18 protein-coding genes, 1 tRNA gene and 1 pseudogene are annotated in these 15,752 nt (G+C 64.1%); 11 read left to right on the top strand and 9 right to left on the bottom strand.

The window, feature by feature from the left end; translation table 11 throughout:
• Window positions 1-42 precede the first annotated feature (42 nt).
• Genes ACJ0G7_RS11730 through sds form a run of 5 tightly spaced genes read left to right on the top strand, consistent with a single transcriptional unit; the run spans window position 43 to window position 4,524 of the window.
• Window positions 43-774: a 2-phosphosulfolactate phosphatase family protein gene (locus ACJ0G7_RS11730; protein WP_407396248.1), complete on the top strand. Its 732-nt coding sequence runs from the start codon at window positions 43-45 to the stop codon at window positions 772-774.
• A gap of 34 nt (window positions 775-808) precedes the next feature.
• Complete coding sequence (locus ACJ0G7_RS11725) at window positions 809-1,630, top strand: carbon-nitrogen hydrolase family protein (RefSeq protein ID WP_043691431.1); 822 nt, start codon at window positions 809-811, stop codon at window positions 1,628-1,630.
• 5 nt (window positions 1,631-1,635) lie between these two features.
• Window positions 1,636-2,730, top strand: coding sequence for an N-acetylmuramoyl-L-alanine amidase (locus ACJ0G7_RS11720; protein ID WP_043691429.1), 1,095 nt, complete (start codon window positions 1,636-1,638; stop codon window positions 2,728-2,730).
• Window positions 2,727-3,530, top strand: a complete 804-nt coding sequence (gene murI, locus ACJ0G7_RS11715; protein ID WP_043691427.1) for a glutamate racemase — start codon at window positions 2,727-2,729, stop codon at window positions 3,528-3,530. The genes ACJ0G7_RS11720 and murI overlap by 4 nt, the downstream gene beginning before the upstream one ends.
• A 22-nt stretch (window positions 3,531-3,552) precedes the next feature.
• Complete coding sequence (sds, locus tag ACJ0G7_RS11710; RefSeq protein ID WP_043691425.1) at window positions 3,553-4,524, top strand: solanesyl diphosphate synthase; 972 nt, start codon at window positions 3,553-3,555, stop codon at window positions 4,522-4,524.
• On the opposite strand, the gene ACJ0G7_RS11705 is transcribed toward sds, so the two are convergent.
• Window positions 4,508-5,167 (bottom strand): HAD family hydrolase, encoded by a 660-nt coding sequence (locus tag ACJ0G7_RS11705; RefSeq protein WP_407396246.1) that lies wholly within the window; start codon window positions 5,165-5,167, stop codon window positions 4,508-4,510. The genes sds and ACJ0G7_RS11705 overlap by 17 nt on opposite strands.
• 112 nt (window positions 5,168-5,279) lie before the next feature.
• Here ACJ0G7_RS11705 and acs point away from each other — a divergent pair, with 112 nt between their 5' ends.
• Window positions 5,280-7,253 (top strand): acetate--CoA ligase, encoded by a 1,974-nt coding sequence (acs, locus tag ACJ0G7_RS11700; protein WP_043691423.1) that lies wholly within the window; start codon window positions 5,280-5,282, stop codon window positions 7,251-7,253.
• Here the strand turns inward: acs and ACJ0G7_RS11695 are convergent, their stop codons facing one another.
• Window positions 7,254-7,988 (bottom strand): DUF1350 family protein, encoded by a 735-nt coding sequence (locus ACJ0G7_RS11695; RefSeq protein WP_407396244.1) that lies wholly within the window; start codon window positions 7,986-7,988, stop codon window positions 7,254-7,256.
• Window positions 7,985-8,449, bottom strand: a complete 465-nt coding sequence (locus ACJ0G7_RS11690) for a peroxiredoxin (protein WP_407396243.1) — start codon at window positions 8,447-8,449, stop codon at window positions 7,985-7,987. Before ACJ0G7_RS11690 ends, ACJ0G7_RS11695 begins: the two co-directional genes overlap by 4 nt.
• An 84-nt stretch (window positions 8,450-8,533) precedes the next feature.
• Between ACJ0G7_RS11690 and ACJ0G7_RS11685 the strand changes: the two genes are divergently transcribed.
• The 4 genes and pseudogenes from ACJ0G7_RS11685 (at window position 8,534) to ACJ0G7_RS11670 (ending at window position 11,618) form a co-directional block, all read left to right on the top strand.
• Complete coding sequence (locus ACJ0G7_RS11685) at window positions 8,534-9,307, top strand: 3'-5' exonuclease (protein WP_043691418.1); 774 nt, start codon at window positions 8,534-8,536, stop codon at window positions 9,305-9,307.
• 82 nt (window positions 9,308-9,389) lie between these two features.
• The gene (locus tag ACJ0G7_RS11680) at window positions 9,390-9,668 is read left to right on the top strand and encodes a hypothetical protein (RefSeq protein ID WP_407396242.1); all 279 of its coding nucleotides are present in this window, start codon (window positions 9,390-9,392) and stop codon (window positions 9,666-9,668) included.
• A gap of 126 nt (window positions 9,669-9,794) precedes the next feature.
• A pseudogene (gene pstS / locus ACJ0G7_RS11675) lies at window positions 9,795-10,770 on the top strand (phosphate ABC transporter substrate-binding protein PstS).
• Window positions 10,771-10,982: 212 nt separating this feature from the next.
• On the top strand, window positions 10,983-11,618 hold the full coding sequence (locus ACJ0G7_RS11670) for a Crp/Fnr family transcriptional regulator (protein ID WP_407396240.1): 636 nt from the start codon (window positions 10,983-10,985) through the stop codon (window positions 11,616-11,618).
• A 90-nt stretch (window positions 11,619-11,708) separates the two neighbouring features.
• Here ACJ0G7_RS11670 and ACJ0G7_RS11665 read toward each other — a convergent pair.
• From ACJ0G7_RS11665 to ACJ0G7_RS11640, 6 genes are all read right to left on the bottom strand, one after another.
• Window positions 11,709-11,782: transfer RNA gene (locus tag ACJ0G7_RS11665), tRNA-Pro, on the bottom strand.
• 14 nt (window positions 11,783-11,796) lie between these two features.
• Window positions 11,797-12,174, bottom strand: coding sequence for a Rho termination factor N-terminal domain-containing protein (locus ACJ0G7_RS11660; protein WP_043691410.1), 378 nt, complete (start codon window positions 12,172-12,174; stop codon window positions 11,797-11,799).
• Window positions 12,175-12,243: 69 nt separating this feature from the next.
• The gene (locus ACJ0G7_RS11655) at window positions 12,244-12,408 is read right to left on the bottom strand and encodes a hypothetical protein (RefSeq protein WP_156957080.1); all 165 of its coding nucleotides are present in this window, start codon (window positions 12,406-12,408) and stop codon (window positions 12,244-12,246) included.
• The gene (gene msrA / locus ACJ0G7_RS11650) at window positions 12,408-13,124 is read right to left on the bottom strand and encodes a peptide-methionine (S)-S-oxide reductase MsrA (protein ID WP_043696579.1); all 717 of its coding nucleotides are present in this window, start codon (window positions 13,122-13,124) and stop codon (window positions 12,408-12,410) included. The genes ACJ0G7_RS11655 and msrA overlap by 1 nt, the downstream gene beginning before the upstream one ends.
• 44 nt (window positions 13,125-13,168) lie before the next feature.
• Entirely contained in the window at window positions 13,169-13,429 is a 261-nt protein-coding gene (locus ACJ0G7_RS11645) for a hypothetical protein (protein ID WP_407396238.1), read from the bottom strand.
• 67 nt (window positions 13,430-13,496) lie between these two features.
• Window positions 13,497-15,254, bottom strand: a complete 1,758-nt coding sequence (locus tag ACJ0G7_RS11640) for an ABC transporter ATP-binding protein (RefSeq protein WP_407396356.1) — start codon at window positions 15,252-15,254, stop codon at window positions 13,497-13,499.
• 74 nt (window positions 15,255-15,328) lie between these two features.
• On the opposite strand from ACJ0G7_RS11640, the gene ACJ0G7_RS11635 reads away from it, so the two are divergent.
• On the top strand, window positions 15,329-15,640 hold the full coding sequence (locus ACJ0G7_RS11635) for a DUF3288 family protein (protein ID WP_407396237.1): 312 nt from the start codon (window positions 15,329-15,331) through the stop codon (window positions 15,638-15,640).
• The last annotated feature ends 112 nt before the right edge of the window (window positions 15,641-15,752 follow it).

The raw sequence follows: 15,752 nt of genomic DNA, 5'->3' as shown, positions 1-15,752 counted from the left end.
TCGGTCTCGGTACTGTGTCGCACGCCGAATCCCAGCGTGGCCATGCAGATCTCCTACTTCCATGTGCCTGCCGAGATGCCGGCGGACGCCCGGCCCGAGGCGGCGGTCGTGATCGATGTTCTCCGGGCCACCACCACCATCGCCTGGGCTCTCCAGAACGGTGCTGAAGCGGTGCAGGCCTTCGCGGACCTCGAGGATCTCCGTCAGGCGGCCGACCTCTGGCCCGAATCCTCCCGACTGCGGGTGGGAGAGCGCGGCGGGCAGACACTGCCTGGCTTCGATCTCGGGAATTCACCCGTGGCCGTGCTGCCCGAGACGGTGGCCGGCAAGCGTCTGTTCATGAGCACCACAAACGGCACGCGGGCTCTGGATCGCGTCCGCGATGTCCCCTTGCTGGTCACGGCTGCTCTGCCCAACCGCGAAGCGGTGGCAGAGCGGCTGCTGGAGAAGCGGCCCGCTTCGGTTGCGATTGTGGGCAGCGGCTGGGAGGGCTCGTACTCCCTGGAGGATTCCCTGGCGGCAGGAGCCCTTGGTGCCCTTCTGACGGAACGGGACCCGGCAGCCACCGTGATCGCCAACGATGAGCTCTCCGCTGCCATCGCCCTCTGGCAGAACTGGAGGCAAGACCCGGAAGCCTGCCTGCGCATCGCGAGCCATGGTCAGCGCCTGATCGGTCTCGGCGACCACGATGCCGATTTCCGCTGCTGCGCTGGTCTCGACCAGATCAGCGTCGTTCCGACTCAGATCGAACCAGGCGTTCTGAAGGCCGCATGAGCGGCTCTAAAGTCGCGCTCACAGAGGTGGGATCGTGAACGATTTCCTGGCGGCTGCCGTGCAGCTCACGAGCAGTCAGGACCCGGAGGCCAATTTCACGGCGGCCGAGGAGCAGATCGATCTGGCAGCACGACGCGGTGCCGAGCTGGTGGGTCTTCCGGAGAACTTCGCGTTCATGGGGGACGATGCCCGCCGTCTCGAGTTGGCACCGACCCTGGCGGAGCAGTGCAGCCGGTTTCTGGTGACCATGGCGCGTCGCTATCAGGTGACGCTGCTGGGAGGGGGCTTCCCGGTCCCGGTCGGCGATGGGCAGCGCACCCTGAACCGGGCTGAGCTGGTGGATCGTGACGGCCAGCTCCTGGCGAGGTACGACAAGATCCATCTGTTTGACGTCGATCTTCCGGACGGCAACACCTACCGGGAGTCGGCGACGGTTGATGCCGGAGGGGAACGACCTCCAGTGGTGGACGTGCCCGGTCTCTGTCGGCTGGGGGTGTCCATCTGTTACGACGTGCGCTTCCCTGAGCTCTATCGCCATCTCGCCGATGCCGGCGCCGACCTGCTGATGATCCCCGCCGCCTTCACGGCCTTCACCGGCAAGGACCACTGGCAGGTACTGCTCCAGGCCCGTGCGATCGAAAACACGGCCTATGTGCTGGCTCCGGCTCAGACCGGACTTCACTACGGGCGGCGTCAGAGCCATGGTCACGCCATGGTCATCGACCCCTGGGGAACGGTGCTTGCTGATGCCGGTGTCCAGCCCGGAGCCGCCGTCGCTCCGGTCAACTCCGCCCACGTCGGACACATCCGTGCGCAGATGCCGAGCCTGCGTCATCGTCAGCCAGCTCTGTTCTGAGTCCGATGGCAGCGGCGTCATCCCGCCGAATCTCCTGCCTGGTGGCAGCGGCGCTCCAGTTGGCGTTGCTGCTGCCGTCGCTGCCGGCCAGGGCAGCCAGCGCCTTGTCCGCCTGGGCATTCACCGAGCGAGGCACGCTGCAGCTGCGCACCGCTCGCAATGCACGGCTGGAGGCCTTCTATCAGGAACCGAGTGACGGCCGCGGCACCCGGGTCTGGATCGACTTTCCCGGTGAGCTTCGCTTCCCGCGCAAGCTGCTCGGTCGTGGCGCCGTCAAGGAGATCCGTCTTGGAAAACCACGGTCCGGTGCAACGCGGCTGGTGATCGAATTCCGCCCAGGTGTGGAGCTCGATCCAGCTCAGCTCCAGTTGCGAGGTACTGCTCCGGATCGCTGGGAGCTGGCCTTCACCGGCTTGCCCACCCAGGGTCTGGCTGATCTGGGGGAGGGAGATCTCAGTGGTCGGGCCACGGCCTGGAGACCCACCGGACGCTTCGCGCCCAGCAGGACGCCGGTTGATCCCTCAGGTCTGCCGATGGTTCCCCTCAACCGCTACCGGGTGGTGATTGATCCAGGTCACGGGGGGCCTGATCCCGGTGCCGTCGGCATTGGCGGTCTGCGGGAGACGGATGTGGTGCTGGATGTCTCGTTGCAGGTGGCAGCTCTGCTGCGGGCAAGAGGTGTCGATGTTCGGCTGACCCGCAGTTCCGAAGTGGATGTGGATCTCCCTCCCCGGGTTCACCTCGCCAATCGCTCCGCCGCGAACGTGCTGGTCAGCATCCATGCGAATGCCCTCAGCATGGATCGTCCCGACGTGAACGGGATCGAGACGTTTTTCTTTTCCGATCCCCGTTCCGGACGTCTGGCTGGCTACCTGCAGCAGCAGATGATGGATGTCTCTCCAGGCACTCCCGACCGGGGCGTGCGTCGGGGACGTTTCTTCGTGATCCGGCGTTCCACGATGCCCTCCGCCCTGGTGGAGATGGGTTTCGTCACCGGTGAGATCGATGCTCCGCGGCTCGCCCAGGCGGCCCATCGACGACGCCTGTCTCTGGCTCTGGCGGCGGGGATTCTCAACTACCTCAACCGTGAGGTGCGATGAAGCCGCTGCTCGGTCTGTTCGACAGTGGCCTTGGAGGTCTCACGGTGCTGAGGCGGGTGCTTGAACGCCACGGTGCCGTCAGCTGCATCTACCTGGGAGATACGGCCCGTGTTCCCTACGGCGGTCGTGACGTCCAGGAGCTCCGCCAGATCGCCGCTGAAGTGGTGGGATGGCTGCGGGATCAACAGGTCTCAACGGTGGTGATGGCCTGCAACACCACCAACGCCCTGGCGAAGGATGTGGCGGAAGCGGTCGCGGCGGGACCGGTGATCGGGTTGATTGAAGCGGCGTCCTCCATGGTGCGGACCTCCCGGGTGGGCGTGCTGGCAACCGCTGCAACGGCGGCCTCCGGCGTCTACCGCAGCTGCATCGAGGCGACGCGTCCGGGAACGCTGGTGGTGGAGCAGGCCTGCCCCTCCTTCGTGCCGTTGATCGAACGGGGGGACTTTGCCTGCACTGAGCTCAGAGAGGCCGCCGAGACCTATCTCGCTCCGCTGCTGGAGGCCTCCGTTGACTCGATCGTGCTGGGCTGCACCCACTACCCCCTGCTGGCACCGCTGCTGACGGAGCTGCTGCCGGAGACCGTCGAGCTGATCGATCCTGCGGTGGGGGTGGCCCGGGAACTCGATGCCGTCCTCGGGACGGCGCAACCGCTGAGCTCAGGCCGATCGGCTTTGGAACGCTGCCGCTTCTGCGTCACGGCGGATGGCGAGGGTTTCGCGGATCGTGCCGCTCCCTGGCTTGGAGAGCGGCCTCTGGTCCATGAGGTCGTGCTGCGGTCCCGAGAGAAGGGCCACTAGGATCTCGGCGCCGAGGGGTTTCATGATCACCGTCACCGAGCTGCTGGAACCGGTCGAGAAGGATCTCGAGACCCTGCTCGGAGACCTGCGCAGTCTGATCGGAGCCGGTCATCCGATCCTTCAGGCTGCTGCGGAACATCTCTTCAGTGCGGGAGGCAAGCGACTCCGGCCTGGGATCGTGTTGCTGATCTCGCGTTCTCTGGCGGCCGGTGGCGAGTTGTCCCCCCGCCATCGCCGACTGGCGGAGATCACCGAGATGATCCACACCGCGTCACTGGTGCATGACGATGTCGTGGATGAAGCGTCCACGCGGCGTGGTGTGGCCACCGTCCACAGCCGCTTCGATGCCAGGGTCGCTGTTCTCGCCGGAGACTTTCTTTTTGCACAGGCCAGCTGGCATCTGGCCAATCTCGACGATCTCGACGTCGTGAAACTGCTCAGCCGCGTGATCATGGATCTGGCGGACGGTGAGGTGAAGCAAGGTCTGTTCCGGTACGACACGGCTCAGGGTTTCGAGACCTATCTCGAGAAGAGCTACTGCAAAACCGCTTCGCTGATTGCCAACAGTTCCCGTGCCGCGGGGGTGCTGAGTGGCTGCAATGAAATCCAGCTCGACAGCCTGTACCAGTTCGGTCGTCAGCTCGGGCTCGCCTTCCAGGTGGTTGACGACATCCTTGATTTCACCGGCAGCGACCAGCAGCTCGGAAAGCCTGCTGCCAGTGATCTGGCCAGCGGCTATCTCACGGCTCCCACCTTCTATGCCATGGAGGAACAGCCGGGTCTGAAACCACTCATCCAGCGCGAATTCAGCGGCGAAACGGATCTACAGGACGCTCTCGCCATGGTGCGCTCCTCCCGTGCGATCGAACGCAGCCGTGAACTGGCTGAGACCTTCGCCCGCGAATCCCGGGAGTCTCTTGCCTGGCTGCCGGAATCGGATTGCAAACGCGCACTGCTGGAGTTGCCTGATTTCGTGCTCAGTCGCCTGTACTGATCAAGGTTTCGAGCACAACCTCAAGACTGTTGATCCGTGCGGGGTTTCCGTCGATCTCCGACGTAGCCAGTGATTCGTTCAGGGTCCAGACCTGGCAGCCCGCCGCCAGTGCCGATGCCGTTCCTGCCTGGGAATCCTCCAGGGCCCAGCAACGGTCAACGGGAATGCCCAGCCTCGCGGCGCCGAGTTGGAACGGCGCTGGATCAGGCTTCCCTGCGCTCAGCTCCGGATCATCTCCGTAGACCCGCATCCCGATTTGCGTCAGCCAGGGATGGGGAGCTGACTTGAACAGCACCGACTCCTCAGCGCTGCTGGTGACCAGAGCCATGGCGATTCCAGCTTGATGGCAGTACTGCACCAATGCTTCCGCTCCGGGCATGGCCCTGGCCTCGGGCAGCAGCTGCCGCACGATCGGTTGCTGAACCGCGAGAAGAGTGTCCGGATCCACCGGTTCGGGCAGCCATGCACTCACCTGCCGAGCGCAGTCATGCCGACGCCGTCCCTTGAGCTGCTGCAGTTGTGCGCTGTTCAGGTTCCCGCCGAAATGAGCCGCTGCATCGGACCAGCCCCTGCTGTGCAGTGGCTCGGTGTCGAGCAGCAGACCATCCAGATCGAACAGACAGGCCAGGGGACGGGATGGCATCACCATCATTCATTCAGGGCAGGGGAACTTGCCGACGGTTTGATACGGGAGCCGGATCGTGAGGCGATGACCTCTTTAGCCTGCGGGGCGAGCTGCGCTGTCCTCGCCTGCTGTGACCGACTCCAAGACAACCATCGAAAGCGTGCTTCAGGAGCAGAGAGTCTTCGACCCACCGGCGGAGCTGGCTTCCGGTGCGCGGATCGGCAGCCTCGAGGCCTATCGGTCGATGGCGGAGGCGGCCAAGCAGGATCCCGACAGCTTCTGGGGAGATGCGGCGCGTCGGGAGCTGCACTGGTTCGAGCCCTTTCACACCGTTCTCGATTGGAGCGATGCCCCGTTCGCCCGCTGGTTCGAGGGCGGCACCACCAATCTTTCCTTCAACTGTCTGGACCGACACCTCGAGGGTCCCACCGCGGCCAAGACGGCATTGATCTGGGAGGGAGAGCCCGGCGATGTCCGGCGTTTCACTTACAGCGAACTGCACGCTGAGGTGTGCAAGGCCGCGAACGCTCTGCGGGCGATGGGAATCGGCAAGGGCGATCTGGTGGCCCTCTACATGCCGATGGTTCCAGAAGCGGCCATCGCCATGCTCGCCTGCGCTCGCATCGGTGCCCCGCATTCCGTGGTCTTCGGTGGCTTCTCTGCCGAGGCTCTGCGGGATCGGCTGATCGACGGGGAGGTCAAGGCGGTGATCACGGCAGACGGCGGATTCCGCAAGGACAAGCCCGTCTCCCTGAAACCGGCTGTGGATGCCGCTCTCGCCGGTGGTGCCTGTCCGTCGGTGAGCGGAGTTCTGGTGGTGCAGCGCACCAAGCAACCGGTCGAGATGGTGGAAGGCCGTGACCTGTGGTGGCATGAGCTGGTGGCTGGGCAGAGCAACGTCTGCCCAGCTGAACCGATGGCCAGTGAAGACCGGCTGTTCGTGCTCTACACCTCCGGTTCCACCGGCAAGCCGAAGGGGGTGGTGCACACCACTGCCGGCTACAACCTCTGGGCTCACCTCACCTTTCAGTGGATCTTCGACATCCGGGATGAGGATGTCTTCTGGTGTACGGCTGATGTGGGTTGGATCACCGGCCACAGCTACATCGTCTACGGCCCGCTGTCCAACGGCGCCACCACGGTGATGTACGAGGGAGCGCCGCGCCCCTCGAAGCCCGGGGCCTTCTGGGAGCTGATCCAGAAGCATGGGATCACGATCTTCTACACCGCCCCCACGGCGATCCGAGCCTTCATGAAGAACGGCAGGGACGTGCCGGATCAATTCGACATGAGCAGCCTGCGTCTGCTGGGAACGGTGGGAGAGCCGATCAATCCCGAGGCCTGGATGTGGTACCGAGACGTGATCGGTGGCAACCGCTGCCCGATTGTCGACACCTGGTGGCAGACGGAAACCGGTGGGGTGATGATCAGCCCCCTCCCGGGCGCTACCCCCACCAAGCCGGGATCCGCCACCCTGCCGCTGCCGGGCATTCAGGCCGACATCGTCGATGCCGAAGGCAACAGCTGCGGGCCTGATGAAGGTGGGTATCTGGCGGTGCGGACCCCCTGGCCCGGAATGATGCGCACGGTGCATGGCAACCCTCAGCGCTTTCGCGAGAGCTACTGGGAGCACATCCGCCCCGCGGATGGGTCGTACCTCTATTTCGCTGGCGATGGTGCTCGCCGCGATGCCGACGGTTATTTCTGGGTGATGGGCCGGGTGGATGACGTGATCAACGTCTCCGGTCACCGCCTCGGCACGATGGAAATCGAGTCAGCTCTGGTGAGCCATCCCGCGGTGGCGGAAGCCGCTGTCGTGGGGCGTCCCGATGACCTCAAGGGTGAGGGCATCGTTGCTTTCGTCACCCTGGAGGCGGGGCGCGAGTCGTCGGGTGATCTGATCAAGCAGCTCAGAGCGCATGTGGGATCGGAGATCGGCCCGATCGCCCGGCCGGATGAGATTCGCTGCAGCGATGCTTTGCCGAAGACCCGCAGCGGCAAGATCATGCGACGGATCCTGCGTGCCCTGGCGGCAGGTCAGGAGGTCAGCGGCGACACCAGCACCCTGGAGGACCGCTCCGTGCTGGACCGCCTGCGCGCCTGATCAATCGGGCATCGTCCATTCGGCGACAGTCGTCGTGAGCCTGCTCAGCACGGCGGCCCGCTTCGGATCATCGGCCCAGGCCCCCAGCAGGCTTCGCCGAAGTCCGGCGCTGGCTGGAGTCAGGTGGTCCCCAGGAAGCTGCTGGAACACCGTGGCATCGTCGCTGCGCTGATTCAGTGCCGGAATCAGCTCTTCACTCTGGTCGAGCCCATCGCTGCCGAAGCGCACCACCAGATTGCGCGGCTGCAGATAGTGGCGGCTGATCAGCCGCAGGGTCTCCGCCGGTCCCGGGCTGAATTCCGTCTCCACTCCCAGGCGTGGGGCGATGTCTCCGAGCAGGGGAATGGATCGATCCGCTTCGAAGTTGTTGAAACTGAGGGCGACCAGCCCACAGCTGCCGCGGCCGCCATCGGGAGCCAGCAGGTGCAGCTTGCAACCCAGGCTGTGGCCGAGGCGCAGCGGTGGTGGCAGCCGGCCGCTGCGCTCCTCGAGGTGGCGACGGGCTGTTCGCAGATCGCTCCAGGCCTGGCGTGCCTGGCTCTGATGGTCGAAGCCCGGGACGTACGACCAGGCATGAACCGCGACGTCTCGGGCTACCAGACCTTCCAGAAGACGCCGATAGCTCAACTGCGGCGTGGCCGCCAGATAGCTGCCGCCGATGAACTCCACCAGCGCCCGCGGACGGGGGGGCCTGAGCTGCCAGATCGATCCCAGCTGACGCCAGCTGTCACTCATGCCCGTGATCCGGCCAGGTCGTTCAGGATGCGACGCGCCTCACGGACATGGGCTGGACCATCCAGCAGGTTGTCGAACCGATGCCGGATGAGTCCGTCTCCGTCGATCACGTAAGTCACCCGGCCTGGGAACAGACCCATGCTGCGGGGCACTCCGAAGCGCCGGCGCAGCGTGTTGCCGGGATCACTGAGGAGTGGGAAAGGCAGGTTGTGGCGGTTGGCGAATCGACGATGGCTGATGGTGTCATCGCCGCTGACCCCCCAGACCAGAGCGCCCAGCTCCCGAAGCTCGGAGTGATTGTCCCGGAAGCTGCAGGCCTGCAGGGTGCATCCCGGGGTGTCGTCCTTCGGATAGAAGAACAGCACCAGGCTGCGTCCCCCCAGTGAGGCGCTGGAGTGGCGATCGCCGTTCTGATCCGCCAGTTCGAAGGTGGGGATCCGGTCACCGACACCGAGGGACATTCAGACACTTCCGCAGCGATGAGCCTAGGAATCGGGCGCTTGCCCCGGGCGTGACAATCAGATCATTCTGCAGGGCTTGTCGGAATGGGAGATCTCGCCTCTGGTCAGCTGGATCTGCTCGGAGGGTTCTCCGACCCTGATCCCGGGCCTGCAGGACCGACGTCTCTGCTGATCATCGACACCGAGACGACGGGACTGGATCCGGAGCTGGATCAGTGTCTCGAGCTGGGGGTGATTCTGTTCTCGGTTCCGTCCCGGGCCGTTCTCGCCCAGCAGTCCTTTCTGCTGCCCGTGGAGAGCAACGCCGCCGAGGTCATCAATCGCATTCCCGCGGCTGTGACGCGCCTGCCCCAGCCATGGAAGGAGGCGATGCGGTATTTCCAGAGCCTTCTCGAGGCAGCCGATCTGCTCGTGGCTCACAACGCCGCCTTTGATCGACAGTGGTTCGGCCAGGGTCTTCTTCCCGCGGTGTCCCACCCGTGGCTCTGCACCATGGAGGATGTGCGCTGGCCTGCCGAGCGTCAGCTCCGTGCACGTCCGTCGGTGCGGGATCTCGCACTCGCCTACGGCATTCCGGTGTGGGCGGCTCACCGGGCCCTGACGGACTGCATCTATCTGGCTGAGGTGTTTCAGCGCTGTGAAGATCTCGAGCAGTTGATCGCCCAAGCTCTGGAGCCGCGACGCCTGGTGCGCGCCAGGGTGTCCTTCGATGATCGTCATCTCGCCCGCGAGGCAGGGTTCCGCTGGAATGATCCGGTGAAGGGTGCCTGGACCCGCAGGCTCACCCGTCGCGAAGAGGCCGAGCTTCCTTTCGCTGTCGTGCCGGTGGAGGTCGTTCCAGACCGCCTGTCTGCCTGACAACTCAACGCTTTTGCTTCAGCACTCCGAAGCCACTGGGGTGTTTTCAGATCAGGGCCGTCGGCTTGATCAGGGTGTTGCCATGGCCGCTTTCATCCACCATCAGACCCGACCCCTGCGCTGTCGCCTGCGTCAATGGCAGCAGGTACGCACCTGGGCTCGCCTGATCAGGGAAGCGGAGGCTCTCTGGCATGTTGATGTCCGCGCCTTGCGTCGGATGGGTGCCCAGGAGTTGTCGCAACTGATCGAGGAGGTCCCCCCGACTCATCGACAGCGGGTCAACCGTTGGCTTGATTGCTATTCAGTGTCCACCCGATTACAGACAGCAAAGACCTCGAATCACACCAACGGCCGGTGCTGAGTCAACGTTGAAATGAGCAAGAACCTCCACCGCTCCTGGGAATTCGTAGATCCTTAACCGTTCCCTAACGACGTATCTATCGCTGATTAGCTACTCCTAGGTCGCCAGTTTCTCCCTAGGCCTCTCATGAGCTTCGCTAAGAAGGCTCTTCTCTTCTCTTCCGTGCTCGCCCTTGGGGCTGGCATGTCTGCATCCGCTGCTGAAAAGCTGAACGGTGCCGGTGCATCTTTCCCCGCCAAGATCTATCAGCGTTGGTTCGCCACTCTGGCCAAGGAAGGTGGTCCTCAGGTCAACTACCAGGCTGTTGGTTCCGGTTCCGGCCGCAAGGCTTTCATCGACCAGACCGTGAACTTCGGTGCATCGGATGACCCGATGAAGAAGAAGGACATGGCCAAGGTCAAGCGCGGCGTCGTCCAGATCCCCATGGTCGGTGGCACCATCGCCTTCGGGTACAACAAGCCCGGTTGCGATCTGAAGCTGACCCAGGAGCAGGCCGTCAAGGTCGCCATGGGCAAAATCAGGAACTGGCAAGACCTCGGCTGCCAGCCCGGCACCATCACCTGGGTGCACCGTTCCGACGGATCCGGCACCACCAAGGCCTTCACCAACTCCATGCAGGCCTTCTCCAGCACCTGGACCCTGGGTACCGGTAAGTCCGTCAAGTGGCCTGCCGGCGTCGGCGCCAAGGGCAACTCCGGTGTCGCCGGTGTGATCCAGAACCGCCTGGGCGCCATCGGTTACGTCAACCAGTCCTACATCAAGGGCAACGTCGTTGCCGCTGCTCTGCAGAACAAGTCCGGTGAGTACCTGAAGCCCTCCGTGGCTGCTGGTGCCCGCGCCCTGAACGGCATTCACGCTGGACAAGGATCTGGCTGGCAAGAACCCCAACCCCACCGCCAAGGGCGCTTACCCCATCGCCACCCTGACCTGGGTGCTGGCGTACAAGACCGGCAACGGCGGCAAGGCCAAGGTGGTCCAGGACGCCTTCAACTACATGCTGAGCAGCAAGGCTCAGAACGTGGCTCCTTCCCTGGGCTTTGTTCCCCTGAAGGGCGACATCCTGGCCAAGGCCAAGGCCGCTGTGAGCAAAATCGGTCAGTGATTCTGAGCTGAAACAGCTCCCTCGGGAGATGTCTTGTTCATCACCAAGAGGGCCTTCGGGCCCTCTTTTTTATTGACCTTCCGGCCGTGGTCCGATTCCCTTTTCTCATTCTTGGACAAGCGTTAGACCACCCTTAACCGAATGGCCCCCAGCCCTTTGCCTGGATCAGATGTTGTGCTCCATACACTTCACTTGTATCCGCGGAACACCCCATGGTTGCGATTCCCTCCCGTGAGCTTTCACCTCGGCGCGATGGCTTCAGGGGACTTCTCGAAAGCAATTATCAGAAGCGCAACCTGGTGCATCTCACCGCTGGAAGTGTTGTTCCGCTTCTGAAGAACAGCATCTGGCTGGTGGTGCGCGGCATGGTCAAACTCGGAGCCGTGTCAGTTCACGGTGATGAGCTGCTGCTGGGTCTGGCGGGCCCCAATGAACCCTTCGGAGAACCCCTCAGCACCGTCGAGGCCTATGAAGCTGTCGCGCTGACTGACTGCGACCTGCTGTGCATGACCACCGCTGAGGTGGAACAGTCCCCGCAGCTGGCGATCGCGATGATGGATGCCATTGCCGCCCGCTACCGCCAGGCGGAGTACATGCTGGCCCTCCTCGGACTGCGGCGCGTGGAGGAGAGGGTGCGTGGATTCCTGGAGCTCCTGGCCCAGGATTACGGCCAGCCCTGTGATGACGGCTTGAGGCTCAACCTGCGCCTGACCCATCAGGAAATGGCCAGCGCCCTGAGCACCACCCGCGTCACCGTGACCCGGGTCATCGGATTGCTTCGCGATGAAGGCTGGCTGAAGATCGATGCCCAGCGGCATCTCGTGATCGCACACCTGCCCCGACGCTGAGCGTCGGGAGCACCCATGAAAAAGAGCCGGCGGGGATCACCGGCTCGTGGCCTGAATCGAGGAATCAGGTCATGGGACTGGACGGAAGAATCGGAGCGGCGGGATTTGAACCCACGACCCCCACTACCCCAAAGTGGTGCGCTACCAAGCTGCGCTACGCCCCGTCAGAAGCAAGTTATCACAGGGCATTCCGGCGTCCTGCCCCCAGCCGGGAAGCTCGTTGTTTCTCCCCTCTGCGAAGCCGCTTCAGCAGATGGAAGGTCAGCTGATCCCTGGTCAGACTTGCGTAATGCCCCAGTCGCTGCTGCTGCGCCAGCCGCCGCAATTCCCGCAGGGACATCGCGGCAAGGCGAAGTTCGGGGAGAATTCTCCAGGCTCTCGCCCGCATCGGCAGCGTTTCCACCGGTGCGGTGGCCTGGCCGATGTTGAGGGTTCCATCGGCCAGCCATTCAGGAATCAGCACCACCAGAACGGCGATCAGTCCATACAGCTCCACCAGACCCCTTGGCAGGGGATGCAGCTGTCGGCGCTCGTGTCTCTCGTGCGGAGCGGTCACGTGAGGTCAGTCCGACGCGCGGATTCCCCACACGATGCCATTGACCGCAACCGGATCCCCGAGGCGTGCTCAGATCCGCAATGTTCCGGGATCGGTGGCCGGCTGCTCACGCCAGAGCAGTGGTGATGCGGGGTCGGCGTGATGGGTTCGGGTCTGAACGATCAGCCCGAACACCAGCATCAGGGTCAGCAGCAGGGCCAGCAGCACCTGACGATCGGAGAGCCTTTCGGGCATCAGTTCAGTCTGATCGGACTGTTGTCGCTCCGCAGCACGCAGTGGCTGATGGACCAGTCGTAGGACTCCCAGACCCTCGGCGGCAACCGATAGTCCGCCTTGTCGAACCCGCTCAGAACAGCCCCGGTCGGCATCGCTGAGCAGTAAGGACGGCTGCCTGGCTTGGCCAGGTACTGCTGGTGGTAGGGCTCGGCGTAATGGAAGGTGCGATCCGCCTGGATCTCGGTGGTGATCGCTCCGAAGCCACGCTCCTGCAGGGCCTGCTGGTAGGCGTCTCTGCTGGCCAGCGCCAGGCTCATCTGCCGATCCGTCGTTGTGTAGATCGCGGAGCGGTACTGGCTTCCGGTGTCGTTGCCCTGGCGATCCCCCTGGGTCGGGTCGTGGCATTCCCAGAAGAGTTTGAGCAGATCGCTGAAGTCAATCGCTGGGGTGCTCCACACCACCCGAACCACTTCGGTGTGACCGGTTCGACCGCCGCAGACCTGTTGGTAGGTCGGAGACTCGACCTGACCTCCCGCGTAGCCGACGGCCGTGCTCACGACTCCCGGAAGGCGCCAGAAGCCCTTCTCCGCTCCCCAGAAACATCCGCAGGCGAAGATCGCCTCCTCCTGGTCACTGAGCAGGGGCGCGCGCAGAGGCGTCCCCAGAACAGCGTGACGCTCCGGTTCGGCGACGTCGGGTGAACCGCCGCTCGGGGAGAGCCAGGAGGGAAGCATCGGAGGGATCATTCAGAGAAGTCACCCTAGGCAGACGGAGCTGTTCAGGTCGTCTGGCTCTGTTCGGAGGGGTCCAGCTGGATGTGATTCAGCAGCGTGGTCACAAAGGCGAACAGAAGGAACGGCAGGCTCAGCACCAGGATCAGCCCAACTCCGACCAGCGCGAACAGAGGACGGGATGAGCCCATCAGGGCGAGGCCTGCAGCCAGGCTGACGAAGATCACAGCCATCCAGGCGAGCACCTGGCCGTAGATATCACCGAAGGTGAGGGTGCAGCGCACGGAGAAAGGAGTGCTGCTGGTCATGAACTGCTCTGGCGTTTCCTCAGCTAAGCCCCTTGACCATGGTGTGAGGCACAAGCTTCCAACTTCTTCAGAAAGCCATGGCATCGAGTTGCTCGGCGGCCTGCTCGCGCTCCCACAGCCTTCGGTAGACCCCCGGGACGTGAATCAGATCGTTGTGGTGCCCCACCTGCACGATCCGTCCGTTGTCCATCACCAGGATGCGATCGCAGGCTGCAGCGGCGGACAGCTGATGACTGATCATCACGATCGTGCGATCAGCCTGGGCTCTGATCGAAGCCAGAATGGCGGCAGCCGTGTTGTTGTCGACGCTGGCGAGGGCATCGTCGAGCACCAGCACCGGAGCCGGAACCAGCAGCGCTCGCCCGAGTGCCGTTCGTTGTCTCTGGCCCCCGCTGAGGGTGATTCCGCGTTCCCCGACGATCGTGCTGAATCCATCCGGGAAGCCGCGGACGTCCTGGATCAGGCGTGCCTGATCGGCGGCTTTCTCCACCCGTTCATCGGGGGCGTCGGGCTCCCCGTAACGCAGATTGTCCGCAAGGGTGCTGGTGAACAGAAACCCCTCCTGAGGAACCATCGCCACATCGCGCCGCAGTCGGCCCAGGGGCAGCATGGTGACGTCGATGCCATCCAGGAAGAGCTGGCCGTCCTGCACCGGCACCATGCGACCGAAGGCACGGGCGAGGGTGGTCTTGCCGCAGCCCACCGGCCCGACAATGGCGACGAGCTCCCCGGGCTCGATGCTGAAGCTCAGGTCGATGAGCGTGTCCCGCTCCGCGCCCTCGTAGCGCACAGAGAGTCCGCGGGCTTCCAGCCGTCCACTCGCAGACGTCTGACCGGGATCTTGATGATTCCCCCTGTCCTGGATGAGGGGCTGTCGCTGGAGCAGTTCCTCGACCCGCTCAAGGCTGACCTGGCCTGTCTGGAAGGTGTTCAGAGTGAAGCCGAGCAGGGCGGTGGGGAACACCAGCCGTTCCACATAGAGGATCAGGGCCACCAGTCCTCCGATGCTGAGGGTGCCGGCCTCCAGCTGGCCACTGCCCAGGGCGAGCAGCAGCAGCAGAGAGATCGAGGCGATCCCCTCGAGGAGCGGGAACAGCGTGCTCCGGGTGCGGGCCAGTCGGATGGCGCTGTCCCGGTAGTGCCGGTTGAGTGAACCGAAGGCCTCCTGTTCGGAGACCTCCTGCCCGTAGATCTTGATGGCACCGATGCCCGAGAGATCCTCCTGGATCAGCTCGCTCAGCCTGGAGAGGGTCTCCTGCTGCCGCCTCTGCTGCCGCATCATGCGCCCGCCGAACAGCCGCACGGTGCCCAGCATCAGCGGGTAGAGACCAACCGCTGCCAGCGTCAACCAGGGGTCGATCGCAAGCATGAACGGCAGGGTGAAGCTGTAGGCAAGAACGGTGTTGGTGAGGCTGAGAATCGCAAATCCCAGCAGCCTCCGGATGTTCTCGACATCGCTGGTGGCACGGCTGATCACCTCACCGCTGCCGGTGGACTGAACCCAGGCCGGCTCCTGCCTCAGCATGTTGTCGAACAGTCGCTGCCGCAGCTCCACCTCCACCTGTCGTCCGATGCCGAACACCAGCTGACGCGACAGCAGACGCACCCCTCCCATCGTGGTGGCGAGCACCACGATCCAGCCCGCCTGACGCAGCACACGGTCGTAGGAGAAGCCGTCCTGGAGCTCATCGATGACGCGACGCACCTCCATGGGGATCGTGACGCTGAGGATGTTGACCACCACCAGCGCCAGAGCTCCCAGAAGCACGGTGCGCCGGTGAGGTCGCAGATAGCGGCCGATCAGATCGAGGCGCATGGCGGCCATGCCGTCTCCCGTGCAGGCCGACAACCTAGGCAGTGGCCGATTGCGTCAGGCTGGTGCGATCGGGAACCCAGTCGATGTCCGAGCCCACCCAGAGCCATCCGCTCCACGCCATCGATCGCGATCACGTCGATCGACTGCTGGCGCGTGAGACTCCCCGCGACGGGGACCTCACCGATCTGGCTCGCTTGCTGATCCGCTACGACGGCTTCCCTGGAGCCGAAGATCTGCAACGGGACCTGGATCGGCTGCTGACGCTGTGGTCGCTGACGCGAGACGACCTGAACAGCCGCGTGCGCAGCCTCTGGGCGAGTGGCTTCCGTCCAGGCCAGGCTGTGGACGATGCCGTCGGTTCAGGCTTCGACACCACAGAGAACGATGCCGGCTGAAGACCCGCGCAGCCGGTCTGGTCAGGTTCTGGACGTTTGAGTGATAGTGGTGGAGTCCCCATCACCTGGCCCGGCGTGCTCTGCACCCCGGGTTTTTTTGTCCCCGGTTGCC

It is taken from the genome of Parasynechococcus sp. (genome assembly GCF_045559935.1).
GTDB lineage: Bacteria > Cyanobacteriota > Cyanobacteriia > PCC-6307 > Cyanobiaceae > Parasynechococcus.
This window is presented reverse-complemented; position numbering and strand designations above follow the sequence as displayed.